The following is a 13,803-nucleotide window of genomic DNA, read 5'->3' on the forward strand; positions in this document are numbered from 1 at the left end:
ATCACCGCAGGGCAGATGAAGAAACAGGGCCGGCTTGCCGGCCGGGACGCAGCTTATGGAAGAGCTCGACCAACGCCCCAGCACGGAATCCGACGACAGCGCCCGCACCCTGCGTTATGCCCTGAGCATCGTCAGCGACGGCATCTGGGATTGGGACATCCGCACCAACCACGTCACCCGCAGCCCCAGTTGGTACGCCATGCTCGGCTATGACCCGGGCAGCCTTCCGCAAAACGTCGCCACCTGGCACGAGATCATCCATCCCGAGGATTTCGAGCGCGTGATGTACGCCTTCGACGCCTACGTGGAGGGACGCAGCGGTGTCTACCGCGAGGAGTACCGCTGCCGCTGCCGGGACGGCAATTACCTGTGGGTCAGCGATCACGGACGCTTCTTCGAATTCGACGAGAACGGCAAGCCCACGCGGATGGTCGGCGCGCACTGCAACATCCATGAGCGCAAGCTGGCGGAGCTGGCGCTGCAGGAAAAGAACCATGAGTTGCACCAGCTCAACCTGAGCCTGGAGTACCTGGTGCTGCAGCGCACCGAGGCCCTGCGCCAGGCCAACCAGGCGCTGGCCGAGCAGGCTGCCGTCGCCCAGCGCCTCGCCGAGATCGACCCGCTGACGCAGATCGCCAACCGGCGGCGCTTCGAGCAGCAGATGCACGCCGAGTGGCAGCGCCTGCAACGCCACGAGCACGGCTGTGCGCTGCTGATGTTCGACCTCGACCACTTCAAGCGCATCAACGACAGCCTCGGCCACCAGGCCGGCGACCGCGTACTGGTGGCGGTGGCCGAAGTGGTGCGGCGGCGCCTGCGCGAGGAGGACTGCTTTGCGCGCTGGGGTGGCGAGGAGTTCATCGTGCTGTTGCCGGAAACCACCGGCGAGGCGGCGCGGGAGCTGGCCGAACGGCTGCGCCTGAGCCTGCGCCGGGCGGACATCTCGCTGCCGACCCAGCTCACCGCCAGCTTCTCGGTCACCGAGATGCAGCCCGGCGAGGACCTGATGGCGATGCTGCGTCGGCTGGACGACGGGCTCTACCGCGCCAAACGCCAGCGCGACTGCATCGTCGTCTGCTAGACGCTCAGCGCCACCTCGCCCAGGCGCGCGCCGCTGGGGCCGAAACTGTGTTCCAGCAGCTCGCGGCGGCCGTCCGCGTGGACGATCAGCGCGGTGCTGGCGCGGGTGCCGTAGGTGGGGCTGGCGATGAACACGCTCGACAGCAGGCGCTCGGTGGCCAGGCCCACGCCGGTGTCCGGCAGTTCCGCATCGGAGGGCTGGCGGTTGTCGCGCAGCAGGGCGACCAGGGCGCCGGTGTCGGGTGCGCCCAGGACCGCCTCCAGTCCGTCGCGGGCGCTCAGCAGCTTCGGCCAGGGCGTGTCCAGTGCGGCGTTCGACAGCCCGTGCACGCCCGGCGCCACCGCCACCGGCGGGCCGACGCGGGGATTGAGATAGCAGAGCTGTGCCCCATCGCCCACCAGCAGGTTGAAGCCGCTGTAGTCCGAGGCACGGCGGGCCACCTGCTGCAGGTACTCCAGCGGCGATTGGCGACCCTGCAGGAACGCCGCCACCAGTTCGCCTCGCGAGCGCGGGCCCAGCGGCTGGCCGGGGTCGCGAACGTTGGTCAGGGCGGCGAAGCGGCCGTCCGGCGCCACCCCCAGCCAGGTCCCGCCCGCTTCCAGGTCGCGCCCGGCATAGACGCCGGGAGAATCCTCCCAGGCCGCCAGCGGCAGGGCGGGGCGGGCGTAGAACTCATCGCGGTTGGCCGCGACGATCAGGGGCCTGGCGTGGCCGGGGCGCCAGGCGAAGACGATCAGGCACATGGGCGAACTCCGTAGTGTGTCCGCAGTCTATCAACATCCAGCGAAGTCCCGGAGTGGCTGGAGCGCCCCGGAGCCTTCGGCTACCATGCCCGCTTTGTTGCCCGAGGTTGCCCATGGAGTTCGTGCTCTACCTGGTGCTTGGCGCCTGTGCTGGCGTGCTCGCCGGCCTGTTCGGCGTCGGCGGCGGGTTGATCATCGTCCCCGCCCTGGTGTTCAGTTTCGGCGCCCACGGTTTTTCGCCCGACGTGCTGACCCAGATGGCGGTCGGTACTTCGCTGGCGACCATCATCTTCACTTCGGTCAATTCGATCCTCGAACACCACCGCCGCGGCGCGGTGCGCTGGCCGGTGTTCGCCTGGATGACCGTGGGCATCCTGGTCGGCAGCGCGCTGGGCGCGATCACCGCCGCGAAGATCCAGGGGCCGGTGCTGCAGAAGATCATCGGCAGTTTCGCCATCCTGGTGTCGCTGCAGATGGCCCTGGGCCTGCAACCCAAGGGGGCGCGCGAGCTGCCGGGGCGCTTCGGCCTGGGCGTGGCCGGCGGCCTGGTGGGCTGGGCGTCGGCGATCTTCGGCATCGGCGGCGGTTCGCTGACCGTGCCTTTCCTGAGCTGGCGCGGCGTCTCCATGCAACAGGCGGTTGCGACTTCCTCGGCGTGCGGCCTGCCGATCGCCATCGCCGGCGCGATATCCTTCATCGTCGTCGGCTGGCACCACGACCAGTTGCCGCCGCTGAGCCTGGGTTTCGTCTACCTCCCGGCGCTGGTCGGCATTGCCGTCACCAGCATGTTCTTCGCCCGCCTCGGGGCCCGGTTGGCGCATCGCCTGCCAGCCAAGGTGCTGAAGCGTTTGTTCGCCCTGCTGCTGTTCGGCGTGGGCTTGAGTTTCCTGATCTGATTCCTGCTAGGAGAAGCGGATGCTGCCTTATCCACAGATCGACCCGGTTGCCGTATCGCTCGGGCCGCTGAAAATCCACTGGTACGGCCTGATGTACCTGATCGGCATCGGCGGCGCCTGGCTGCTGGCGTCGCGCAAGCTGAAGGATTTCGACCCGACCTGGACCAAGGAGAAGCTCTCCGACCTGGTCTTCTGGGTGGCGTGCGGCGTGGTCCTGGGCGGTCGCCTGGGCTACGTGCTGTTCTACAACCTGGACGAGTACATCGCCAACCCGACGCTGATCTTCGAGGTGTGGAAGGGCGGCATGTCGTTCCACGGCGGCCTGATCGGTGTGATGCTGGCCACCTGGTGGTTCGGCAAGCGCAACAACAAGAGCTTCTTCCAGCTGATGGACCTGATCGCGCCGCTGGTGCCGATCGGCCTGGGCGCCGGGCGCATCGGCAACTTCATCAACGGCGAGCTGTGGGGCAAGGTGACCGACGTGCCCTGGGCGATGGTCTTCCCCACCGGCGGCCCGGAGCCGCGCCATCCGTCGCAGCTGTACCAGTTCGCGCTGGAAGGCGTGGCGCTGTTCGTCGTGCTCTGGCTGTTCACCCGCAAGCCACGCCCGACTGCCTCGGTGTCCGGCCTGTTCGTGCTGTGCTATGGCATCTTCCGCTTCATCGTCGAGTTCGTCCGCGTGCCGGATGCCCAACTGGGCTACCTGGCGTGGGGCTGGCTGACCATGGGCCAGGTGCTGTGCGTGCCGATGGTGCTGGGCGGTATCGCGCTGATGGTGTGGGCCTACCGCCGCGCACCGGCACAGCCGGCTGCGAGCTGAGTATCGCCTGAATGAAAAAGCCCGCCGATCGGCGGGCTTTTTTGCTTTTCGTAGGACCGAGGGGGACGCCCAGTCCTTGCTCGCGAACCAACACTCGCAGCGGGGCATGTTCGCGAGCAAGCTCGCTCCTACAGATACCGGCTAGATCGGCGCTCAGACGGGTTCGACGAGAAGCAGCACGCCATCCTGTCCGGTCACGCGGACCTGCGCGCCGACGGGCAGGTCCGGCCCGCTGACCAGCCAGACGCTGTCGCCCACGCGGATCTTGCCGCGTCCGCCGACGATGGCGTCGTGCAGGGTGAACTGCCGCCCGACCAGCTCGCTGCCGCGGCGGTTGAGGCTGGAGGGTACGGCCTGGCGTTTGTTCAGGCGCTGGTGGTTCCACCAGTAGAGCGCGGTGAGGATCGCCAGCACGCCGAACGCCAGGCATTGCCAGACCCAGTCCAGCCCCGGCAGCAGGAACGACAGCACGCCGGTCAGCGCCGCGGCGATGCCGATCCACAGCAGGTAGCCGCCGGCACCGAAGATCTCCAGGATCAGCAGGACGATGCCCAGGCCCAGCCAGTCCCAGAAGCCCAGGTGCTCCAGGAAGCCCAGCATCAGCTACGGCCCTTGTTGTCGCCGAAGGTGGCCTTGACGATCTCGCCGATGCCGCCGACCGCGCCGATCACCTGGCTGGCCTCCAGCGGCATCAGCACGATCTTGCTGTTGTTGGAGCTGGCCAGTTGGCCGAGGGCGTCGACGTATTTCTGCGCGACGAAGTAGTTGATCGCCTGCACGTTGCCGCTGGCGATGGCTTCGGAGACTACCTGGGTCGCCTTGGCTTCGGCCTCGGCCTGGCGCTCGCGCGCTTCGGATTCGAGGAAGGCCGACTGGCGCAGGCCCTCGGCTTCGAGGATCTGCGCCTGCTTCTTGCCCTCGGCGGTGAGGATTTCGGCGGCGCGGCGGCCTTCGGCCTCGAGGATCTGCGCGCGCTTCAGGCGCTCGGCCTTCATCTGGCTGGCCATGGCTTCCACCAGGTCGGCCGGCGGGCTGATGTCCTTGATCTCGATGCGGGTGACCTTCAGGCCCCAGGGCGCGGTGGCCTCGTCGACGGTGCGCAGCAGGCGCTCGTTGATCGCGTCGCGCTGGCTGAGCATGTGGTCCAGCTCCATGGAGCCGAGCACGGTGCGGATGTTGGTCATCACCAGGTTGCGCACGGCGTTTTCCAGCCCGCTCACTTCATAGGCCGCGCGCGCCGCGTCGACCACCTGGAAGAAGCACACGGCGTCGATCTGCACGATGGCGTTGTCGGCGCTGATCGCTTCCTGCGGCGGCACGTCGAGCACGCGCTCCATCATGTTGATCTTCTGCCCGACGCGGTCCACCACCGGAATGATGATGCTCAGGCCCGGCTTCAAGGTGACGGTGTAGCGGCCGAAGCGCTCGATGGTCCATTCGTAGCCCTGGGGCACGACCTTGAACCCCATGAGAACGATGACGATGGCGAGAATGACGAAAAGCAGGGCGACGCTGCCGATTTCCATGCGAAGGACTCCTTGTCTGGCGTGGATAGGGGAGGATCGAGTGTAACCGGCACGCCAGGCTGGCATGCAGGAAAGTGCAGCAGCCGCCCGAGGACTTTTCTCAAGCGACTGACGGGTGGCTCACTTCTGCTCGCTTTGCGGCGTGACCCGCAGCACTTCCTCGATGGTCGTCAGGCCTGCCGCGACCTTCTGTGCGCCGGACAGACGCAGGCTGCGCATGCCCTCCTTGAAGGCCTGGCGGCGCAGCGGGATGAGGTCGGTATCGGCGGTGATCAGCTCCTTCAGCGATTCGCTCAGCAGCATGATCTCGTACACCCCGGCCCGGCCCCGGTAGCCGGTGTCGCGGCACTCCAGGCAGCCCACGGCCTGGTGCGCGCCGGTGGGCAGCGGGGCATTCCAGGGGCGGGTGACTTCCTGCCAGTCTTCCTCGTGCAGTTCCATCGGCGCCTTGCAGTGCGGGCACAGGGTGCGCACCAGGCGCTGGGCCATGACGCCGAGCACGGTGGCGCGGATCAGGTAGTAGGGCACGCCCAGTTCCAGCAGGCGGGTGATGGCGGTGGGCGAGTCGTTGGTGTGCAGCGTGGAGAGCACCAGGTGGCCGGTGAGCGCCGCCTGGATCGCCATCTCGGCGGTCTCCAGGTCGCGGATCTCGCCGACCATGATGATGTCCGGGTCCTGGCGCAGCAGGGCGCGCACGCCGCTGGCGAAGGTCAGGTCGATGTTGTGCTGCACCTGCATCTGGTTGAACGTGGGCTCGATCATCTCGATCGGGTCCTCGATGGTGCAGACGTTCACCTCGTCGGTCGCCAGTTGCTTGAGCGTGGTGTAGAGCGTGGTGGTCTTGCCCGAACCGGTCGGCCCGGTGACCAGGATGATGCCGTTGGGCTGGCTGGTCATGCTCTCCCAGCGGCGCAGGTCGTCCGGCGAGAAGCCCAACTGGTCGAAGGTCTTGAGCAGCACCTCCGGGTCGAAGATCCGCATTACCATTTTCTCGCCGAAGGCCGTGGGCAGCGTCGACAGGCGCAGTTCGACTTCGGCGCCGTCCGGGGTCTTGGTCTTCACCCGGCCGTCCTGCGGCTTGCGCTTCTCGGCGACGTTCATGCGGCCCAGGGTCTTCAGGCGGCTGACCACCGCCATGCTCACCTGGGGCGGGAACTGGTAGACGTTGTGCAGCACGCCGTCGATGCGGAAGCGCACCGTGCCCTGCTCGCGGCGCGGCTCGATGTGGATGTCACTGGCGCGCTGCTGGAAGGCGTACTGGAACAGCCAGTCGACGATGGTGACGATGTGCGCGTCGTTGGCATCGGGCTCCTGGTCGCTGGCGCCCAGGTTGAGCAATTGCTCGAAGTTGCCGACGCCGCTGAGCTTCATGTCCTTGGCGGTGGCGCCGCTGACCGACTTGGCCAGGCGGTAGAACTCCACGGTGAAGCGCTGGATGTCCACCGGGTTGGCCACCACGCGCCTGATCGGCCGCTTGAGCACGTGGGTGAGGTTGCTCTCCCAGGCGCGCACGAAGGGCTGGGCGCTGGCGATGGTGACTTCGTCCGGGCTGACCGCCACCGCCAGGATCTGGTGGCGCTGGGCGAAGGCGTAGGACATCAGCGGGGTCAGCGAGGCGACGTCGATCTTCAGCGGGTCGATGCGCAGGTAAGGCTGGCCGGAGAACTCCGCCAGCCAATGCACCAGGGTTTCCAGGTCCAGCTTGCGTCCCGGCCGCTGACGGTCCTCGACCTGCTGCGCGGCGAGGAACTCCAGCGGATGCTGCTGGTTTTTCACCGCGCTGCGGCGGATCGCCAGGCATTGTTCGGCGTCGTTCTGATCGACGCGGCCCTGGGCGACCAGTTCGCGGAGGATATCGCCCAGGTCGAGCAGACGGTCCTGGGCGGAGGAAGCGAAGACGGACATCAGAACTCCTGTGGGGCGTGGCGGGCCGGGACGCGGCGATCTGTAGGAGCGAGCTTGCTCGCGAACCTCGTTGGCACGGTGCCAGGTCTGGTGCGCGAGCGAACTCGCTCCTGCGAAGAGCCCGGGCGCGCCGCTCGCCGGAAGATTATTTCAAAAGCGCCTTCCACGACTTGAGGGTCAGCACAGTATGGGCCTGAGCCGCCAGGGCATCCAGGCGCCCCTCGGCGTCGGGCGTCACGAGCAGCTCCTGCAGCTTGGCCAGCTCGCCGTACAGGCGGTCGGTTTCCGGCAGCTCCAGCACGCTGCGCGCCAGGCGCAGCCAGACCAGCATGCGCTGCAGGCGCGGCAGTTGGTCGGCGAGCACTTCGGGCAATTGCTGGGCGCGTTGCAGCGGCATGGCCTGGGCCTCTTCGGCCAGGGTGCGCTGCAGCCACTTGCCGACGGCGGAGCCGCCCAGGCGGTTGGCGCGCTCGTTGCGCTCCACGGTCCAGGCCTTGCCCAGCAGCCAGCGCGAAGTGCTCAGGGAGAACTGACCCCAGCGCAGGTTCGCCAGTTCCTCGCGGAAGGCAGCGGGCATCTGCTGGCGCACGGATTCGTCGTGGCGACCCTGTTCGATGCGCGGCTGCCAGTCGGCGATCAGGGCATCGAGGGCGGCGCGCAGTTCGCGGGTGCTGGCGCGCGGCACGGCCTGGCCAAGGCTGCCGAGCAGGGCGCGCAGGTCGACCAGTTGCTGCAGCCAGCTTTCCAGCAGGCTCCAGTGGCCGTTGAAGCGGTATTGCTCGGCCAGGCGTTGGCTGCTGCCCAGCAGCGACCACGACAGCGCCGCGAAGGCGCCGTCCAGCGGGGTTTCATGCAGCAGCTTCTGGGTGTCGGGCTGCACGCTGTAGCTGGCCGGGTCGAACAGGCGGTAGCCGCGCTCGGCCTTGCTGATGTCGCAGGGCATCAGCGCAAGGTCGGCGGCGAGTTCGATGGCCAGGTCCAGCAGCGCCTCGGGCTCGCCCTGGCGCAGTTCCAGTTCCAGCTCGCAGATTTCCTCGGCCTGCTTGCCGGCGACGACCTTGCCCAGGTCCAGCGCGGCTTCGATCACCACCTTGGCCTTGCCGCGGCCCCAGGCGATCTCGGCGCGCTGGCGGGTGAAATCGGTGCTGAAGATCGGCTTGAGGGTCTTCTTGTCCAGGTCGGCCAGGGCGACCGGCCAGCACTGGTCGTCGAGTTTCTTCAGGTCGAGCTTGTTCTTCTCCAGGTACCAGTCCCACTCGTTGCGCTCGGACAGGCCGGCCACGCTCTGGCCGCGGGTCTTGAGGGTCTGGATGAACTGCTCGCCGTCCTTGCGCAGGCGCAGCGCCACGCGGGCGCGGGCCAGGTCGCGGGCCGGCGTGTCGTAGTACTGGTTGAACAGCTCTCGGGGCTCCCAGCCGGATTTGTTGCGCTTCTTCAGCGCCGGGTGCTCGCGCAGGGCTTCGAGGGTCTCGCGGCTGGCGCGCAGTTTGATTTCGGTTTCTTTCTGCATGGCGGGGGTCCGGTTCAGAGCGGTCGCGTCCGATTTCCCATCCTGCTGTATGAAGGACGGAACGACGGGTGCGAAAAAGACTTCAAAGTCATGCAGTCTACAGGACTTCACCATTCCTGCCGGGCTCCGCGAGGTTTTACCGCATCGCCGCATGGTCCATAGTGAGGGCCTGTCTTCCGGAGTACGCCATGCCGTTGCCGCCACTCAAACAACGTTTCGCCGAGCTGATCGCGCTGCCGTCGGTCAGTTGCACCCAGCCCGCGCTGGACCAGTCCAACCGCCCGGTGGTCGAGCTGCTCGGCAACTGGCTGGTGGACCTGGGCTTCGCCTGCGAGATGCAGCCGGTGTCGCCGGGCAAGTTCAACCTGCTCGCCACCCTCGGCAGTGGCCCCGGCGGCCTGGTGCTGGCCGGCCACACCGACACCGTGCCCTACGACGAAGCCCTGTGGAAAAGCGACCCGCTGGGCCTGAGCGAACGTGACGGGCGCTGGTTCGGCCTGGGCGCCTGCGACATGAAGGGCTTCTTCGCCCTGGCCATCGAGGCGCTGCTGCCGCTGCTGGGGCAGCCGTTCAAGCAGCCGCTGATCCTGCTGGCCACCTGCGACGAGGAAAGCTCCATGGCCGGCGCCCGCGCGCTGGCCGAGGCGGGGCGGCCGCTGGGGCGCGCGGCGGTGATCGGCGAGCCGACCAATCTCAAGCCGATCCGCCTGCACAAGGGCGTGATGATGGAGCGCATCGACATCCTCGGGCAGAGCGGCCATTCCTCCGACCCGAGCCTGGGGCGCAGTGCGCTGGAGGCGATGCAGGCGGTGATGGGCGAATTGCAGGGCCTGCGCAGCCAGTGGCAGGCGCAGTTCAACAATCCGCAGTTCAGCGTGCCGCAGCCCACCCTCAACCTGGGCTGCATCCACGGCGGCGACAATCCCAACCGCATCTGCGGCCAGTGCGCCCTGGAGTTCGACCTGCGCCCCCTGCCGGGGATGGACCCGGACGTGCTGCGCCAGGCCATCCGCGAGCGCCTCGTACCCGTCGCCGAACGCCATGCGGTGAAGATCGACTACGCGCCGTTGTTCCCCGCCGTGCCACCCTTCGAGGAGCCGGCGCAGAGCGAACTGGTGCGGCTGGCCGAAAGTCTGACCGGGCACACGGCACAAGCGGTAGCCTTTGGCACCGAAGCACCGTATCTTCAGCAACTCGGCTGCCAGACCCTGGTGCTGGGCCCCGGCGACATCGCCTGCGCCCACCAGCCGGACGAACACCTGGCGCTCGACCGAATCGAGCCGTGCGTCGAATTACTGCGCGGGCTGATTCGTCATTACTGTCTGTAGGACTGTTTCCGACGTCAGCCACCGCTGAAGCGTTGCCTGTAGAGCGCCCCGATAACGGGCCCACCCTATCCAAGAGGAGAAACCTGTCGATGTTCATGCGACGACGATAACCGCGCCGCCTCAGGCCGTGCCCCGGCCGCATCCGACAGCTTTCCGCCCACTCGAACGACAGGCTTTTCAAGCAATGCACGACTACGTCAACTGGCTGCGCCACGCTTCGCCCTACATCAATTCCCACCGCGACTGCACCTTCGTGGTGATGCTGCCCGGCGAGGGCGTCGAAGACCCCAATTTCGGCAATATCGTCCACGACCTGGTGCTGCTGCACAGCCTGGGCGTGCGCCTGGTGCTGGTCCACGGTTCGCGCCCGCAGATCGAGGCGCGCCTGGCCTCCCACGGGCTGGCGCCGCGCTTCCACCGTGGCCTGCGGGTCACCGATGCGCCGACCCTGGACTGCGTCATCGACGCCGTCGGCAGCCTGCGCATCGCCATCGAAGCGCGCCTGTCGATGGACATGGCCGCCTCGCCGATGCAGGGCTCGCGCCTGCGCGTGACCGCCGGCAACTTCGTCACCGCGCGGCCGATCGGCGTGGTCGACGGCATCGACTACCACCACACCGGCGAAGTGCGGCGCATCGACCGCAAGGGCATCAACCGCCAGCTCGACGAGCGCAGCATCGTGCTGCTCTCGCCGCTGGGCTACTCGCCCACCGGGGAAATCTTCAACCTCGCCTGCGAAGACGTGGCCATGCGCGCGGCCATCGACCTGGGCGCGGACAAGCTGATCCTCTACGGGGCCGAACGCGGCCTGCTGGACGACGACGGCAAGCTGGTGCGCGAACTGCGCCCGCAGCAGGTGCCGGCGCACCTGGAGCGCCTCGGTGCGAGCTACCAGGGCGAGCTGCTGGACGCCGCCGCCCAGGCCTGCCGTGCCGGCGTGCGGCGCAGCCACATCGTCAGCTACACCGAAGACGGTTCGCTGCTCAGCGAGCTGTTCACCCGCACCGGCAACGGCACCCTGGTGGCCCAGGAGCAGTTCGAACAACTGCGCGAGGCGGGCATCGAGGACGTCGGCGGCCTGCTGGAGCTGATTCGCCCGCTGGAAGAGCAGGGCATCCTGGTGCGTCGCTCCCGCGAGGTGCTGGAGCGCGAGATCGAGCAGTTCAGCATCGTCGAGCGCGAAGGGCTGATCATCGCCTGCGCGGCGCTCTATCCCATCGCCGATTCCGACGCCGGCGAGCTGGCGTGCCTGGCGGTGAACCCCGAGTACCGCCACGGCGGGCGCGGCGACGACCTGCTCGAACGCATCGAACAGCGCGCGCGCAACCTCGGGCTGAAGACCCTCTACGTGCTCACCACGCGCACCGCCCACTGGTTCCGCGAGCGCGGCTTCCAGCCCAGCAGCGTCGAGCGCCTGCCGGCGGCGCGGGCGTCGCTGTACAACTACCAGCGCAATTCCCAGGTGTTCGAGAAGGCGCTCTGATCGAAACTGGCCTTGAGCGTGCCGGGCTCGCCCAGGTCCAGCGCCTGGCGGGGCGCCGACTCGGGCGCGGCGCGGCGCTGGCGTCGCTGCTGGGCGCCGTCGCGCCGGCCGGCTTCCCAGCTGGCGGCGAGGATGTCATGGCTGGGGCGACGGGGCTGGCGCTCGAGCAGCGCTTCCAGATAGCCCTGGCGGTAGGCGACTTCCAGTTGATGGAGCGTCCATTGGGGGGAAGGAGGGAGCATGGATGGCTTTCCTGCGGTCTTGGCTGGACCGCTGCCGGCAAGGCTGGGCAGGGTCCGAAAGGAGGAAGGATTCTCCCTCCCGACGCGCAGGTTGCCGATCAGAACTCTATGAGCTGCCTGTCAGCGATTTCTTGCAACTTCAGACGCTGATCAGCCCAAGAATGCTGGCCTGGTAGGCGGCGACGAAGGTATCGAAATCGCCTTCGGGCTGCTTCTCCAGCTCCGCCTGTTCGGCCAGGGACTCGCTGGCCATGGCCTCGAAGCGAGCCTGTTGCTCCGCGCTCAGCGGCTCGCTGCGCAGCGTCTGCGCGTGCTGGCGGCTGTAGCGCAGGGCGAAGGCTTCGAAGCTTTCGCCACGTTCGCGCATTTCCGCCAGGACGCGGGCCGACGGCGTCAGGTCGGCATCGGCCACCTTGGCGCGCTGTTCGGCCAGGCTCTGCGCGTGCAGGCCGCTGCCATTGGCGCGGTCGAGCAGGTCGATGATCGGTGCAATGGCGTCGAGCAGGGCGCCGGCCCATTCCTTCATCGCGATCTGCTGGCCGCCGCGTTCCAGCTTCAGCCCCGGACGACGGCCTTCCTTCACGACCTTGAGGAAGTTGCTGGTGGCCGCGCCGCACTCGCAGCCGCCCAGCGGCGGGCTGTCGGAGAGCGCGCAATAGAGCAGGAAGGCATCGAGGAAACGCGCCTCGACGAGGTCGATGCCCAGCGGCAGGAAGGGGTTGATGTCCAGGCAGCGTGCCTCGACGTACTGCACGCCACGGGCCATCAGCGCCTGGATCGGGCGCTCGCCGGTGTAGGTGACGCGTTTGGGGCGGATGCTCGAGTAGTACTCGTTCTCGATCTGCAGGATGTTGGTGTTGAGCTGCACCCACTCGCCATCGATCTTGGTGCCGACCTTCTCGTACGGCGCATAGGGCGTGCTCACCGCGCGGCGCAGGCTGTCGATGTAGCTGTCCAGGTCGTTGTAGCAGGGCGTGAGGCCCGCCTGGGCGTTGTTCTGGTAGCCCAGGTCGCTCATGCGCAGGCTGGTGGCGTAGGGCAGGTACAGGGTGTGTTCGTCGAAGGCGTCCAGGCCGTGCGGGCGGCCGCGCAGGAAGCCGGCGTCCAGGGCCGGGGATGCGCCGAACAGGTACATCAGCAGCCAGCTGTAGCGGCGGAAGTTGCGGATCATCGCGATGTAGCGGTGCGACTGGAAGTCCCGCGCGCTCTTCTCGCTGCCCTCGTCCTGGCGCAGCAGCTCCCACAGCCCCTCGGGCGGGGAGAAGTTGTAGTGGATGCCGGCGATGCACTGCATGGTCTTGCCGTAGCGCAGGGCCAGGCCCTTGCGGTAGACGTACTTCAGGCGGCCGATGTGCGAGCTGCCGTAGCGGGCGATCGGGATGCTTTCCTCATCCGGCAGCTCGCAGGGCATCGACGGGCTCCACAGGTATTCGCCGTCGAGCTTGGCGCTGGCGAAGCGGTGGATTTCGCCCAGTTCGTCCAGGGTCTTCTCGACGCTGGTGGCCGTCGGGGTGATGAACTCCAGCAGCGACTCGGAGTAGTCCGTGGTGATCTGCGGGTTGGTCAGCGCCGAACCCAGGGCACGCGGGTGCGGGGTCAGGGCGAGCTTGCCGCGCTCATCGACGCGCAGGCATTCGCGTTCGATACCGTGCAGGCACTGGGTGAGCAGGGACAGGTTGGCGGCATCGCCAAGCAGGGCCAGGCGGCGGGAGAGTTGGTCGCTCAAGTTGGAAGTCCTTCACACGGCAATCGCCCCACTATGGGGGTGGACTGGACGGTCTACAAGGGGAGAACACAACCGGCGTTGTCGCCTGGCTCGGAGAGAGGCTGCGCCGGTGCCCGCCATTCGGGCTCCGGACGACAGCATAGGTCAGTGGCGCGGGCGCCATTTACAGCTGGGCGAAGGTGCCTTGTCCCTTGGCGACCAGCTTGTCGCCCTGGTGGATATCCGCCTCGACCACCAGCGAGCGGCGACCGGCATGCAGGACCCTGGCCACACAGCGCACCTCGCCCTCGGCGACCGCGCGGATGTAGTTGATCTTGCATTCCAGGGTGACGCTCTGCCGGTCGAAGCCATGGGCACTGGAGCAGGCCAGGCCCATGGCGACATCCATCAGCGAGAAGAGCGCGCCGCCGTGCATCATGTTGCCACGGTTGCGCAGGTGCTCGGCCATCGTCAGGCTCACCTCGGCCACGCCATCGCCGATGCTGACCGGCTCGAGGCCGACCATGTCGCTGAAGGCGCTGATCAGTGTGTCGCGGCTGGGGA

13 protein-coding genes are annotated in these 13,803 nt (G+C 67.7%); 5 read left to right on the forward strand and 8 right to left on the reverse strand.

Features of this window, described 5'->3' with window-relative positions; all coding sequences use genetic code 11:
* Positions 1 to 55 precede the first annotated feature (55 nt).
* Positions 56 to 1,081: a sensor domain-containing diguanylate cyclase gene (locus ACNFIA_RS10785; protein WP_259757953.1), complete on the forward strand. Its 1,026-nt coding sequence runs from the start codon at positions 56 to 58 to the stop codon at positions 1,079 to 1,081.
* Here the strand turns inward: ACNFIA_RS10785 and ACNFIA_RS10790 are convergent.
* Positions 1,078 to 1,824 carry an NRDE family protein gene (locus tag ACNFIA_RS10790; RefSeq protein WP_259757952.1) on the reverse strand — a complete coding sequence of 249 codons (747 nt, stop codon included), beginning with the start codon at positions 1,822 to 1,824 and terminating at the stop codon, positions 1,078 to 1,080. The genes ACNFIA_RS10785 and ACNFIA_RS10790 overlap by 4 nt on opposite strands.
* A gap of 113 nt (positions 1,825 to 1,937) precedes the next feature.
* Between ACNFIA_RS10790 and ACNFIA_RS10795 the strand changes: the two genes are divergently transcribed.
* The gene (locus ACNFIA_RS10795) at positions 1,938 to 2,720 is read left to right on the forward strand and encodes a sulfite exporter TauE/SafE family protein (RefSeq protein WP_416784739.1); all 783 of its coding nucleotides are present in this window, start codon (positions 1,938 to 1,940) and stop codon (positions 2,718 to 2,720) included.
* 19 nt (positions 2,721 to 2,739) lie between these two features.
* Positions 2,740 to 3,540 carry a prolipoprotein diacylglyceryl transferase gene (lgt, locus tag ACNFIA_RS10800; RefSeq protein ID WP_416784741.1) on the forward strand — a complete coding sequence of 267 codons (801 nt, stop codon included), beginning with the start codon at positions 2,740 to 2,742 and terminating at the stop codon, positions 3,538 to 3,540.
* Positions 3,541 to 3,693: 153 nt separating this feature from the next.
* Here the strand turns inward: lgt and ACNFIA_RS10805 are convergent, their stop codons facing one another.
* The 4 genes from ACNFIA_RS10805 to ACNFIA_RS10820 form a co-directional block, all read right to left on the reverse strand.
* Positions 3,694 to 4,140, reverse strand: a complete 447-nt coding sequence (locus ACNFIA_RS10805; RefSeq protein ID WP_259757949.1) for an NfeD family protein — start codon at positions 4,138 to 4,140, stop codon at positions 3,694 to 3,696.
* Positions 4,140 to 5,066, reverse strand: coding sequence for an SPFH domain-containing protein (locus ACNFIA_RS10810; RefSeq protein ID WP_259757948.1), 927 nt, complete (start codon positions 5,064 to 5,066; stop codon positions 4,140 to 4,142). Before ACNFIA_RS10810 ends, ACNFIA_RS10805 begins: the two co-directional genes overlap by 1 nt.
* Before the next feature lie 120 nt (positions 5,067 to 5,186).
* Positions 5,187 to 6,971 carry a GspE/PulE family protein gene (locus tag ACNFIA_RS10815; RefSeq protein ID WP_259757947.1) on the reverse strand — a complete coding sequence of 595 codons (1,785 nt, stop codon included), beginning with the start codon at positions 6,969 to 6,971 and terminating at the stop codon, positions 5,187 to 5,189.
* A 145-nt stretch (positions 6,972 to 7,116) separates the two neighbouring features.
* Positions 7,117 to 8,481: an inorganic triphosphatase gene (locus ACNFIA_RS10820; RefSeq protein WP_259757946.1), complete on the reverse strand. Its 1,365-nt coding sequence runs from the start codon at positions 8,479 to 8,481 to the stop codon at positions 7,117 to 7,119.
* 188 nt (positions 8,482 to 8,669) lie between these two features.
* Here ACNFIA_RS10820 and argE point away from each other — a divergent pair, with 188 nt between their 5' ends.
* Both argE and argA read left to right on the forward strand, forming a co-directional pair.
* Positions 8,670 to 9,809 (forward strand): acetylornithine deacetylase, encoded by a 1,140-nt coding sequence (gene argE / locus ACNFIA_RS10825; RefSeq protein WP_416784744.1) that lies wholly within the window; start codon positions 8,670 to 8,672, stop codon positions 9,807 to 9,809.
* Positions 9,810 to 9,993: 184 nt separating this feature from the next.
* On the forward strand, positions 9,994 to 11,292 hold the full coding sequence (gene argA, locus ACNFIA_RS10830; RefSeq protein WP_259757942.1) for an amino-acid N-acetyltransferase: 1,299 nt from the start codon (positions 9,994 to 9,996) through the stop codon (positions 11,290 to 11,292).
* On the opposite strand, the gene ACNFIA_RS10835 is transcribed toward argA, so the two are convergent.
* The 3 genes from ACNFIA_RS10835 to ACNFIA_RS10845 form a co-directional block, all read right to left on the reverse strand.
* Complete coding sequence (locus tag ACNFIA_RS10835) at positions 11,253 to 11,534, reverse strand: hypothetical protein (protein ID WP_416784746.1); 282 nt, start codon at positions 11,532 to 11,534, stop codon at positions 11,253 to 11,255. The two genes, argA and ACNFIA_RS10835, sit on opposite strands and share 40 nt — an antisense overlap.
* A gap of 139 nt (positions 11,535 to 11,673) precedes the next feature.
* Entirely contained in the window at positions 11,674 to 13,260 is a 1,587-nt protein-coding gene (gene gshA / locus ACNFIA_RS10840; protein WP_416784748.1) for a glutamate--cysteine ligase, read from the reverse strand.
* A gap of 163 nt (positions 13,261 to 13,423) precedes the next feature.
* Positions 13,424 to 13,765: a PaaI family thioesterase gene (locus tag ACNFIA_RS10845; protein ID WP_416785410.1), complete on the reverse strand. Its 342-nt coding sequence runs from the start codon at positions 13,763 to 13,765 to the stop codon at positions 13,424 to 13,426.
* Positions 13,766 to 13,803: the final 38 nt, after the last annotated feature.

The organism is Pseudomonas sp. NY15437 (assembly GCF_048068435.1).
GTDB classification, from domain to species: Bacteria; Pseudomonadota; Gammaproteobacteria; order Pseudomonadales; family Pseudomonadaceae; genus Pseudomonas; species Pseudomonas nitroreducens_B.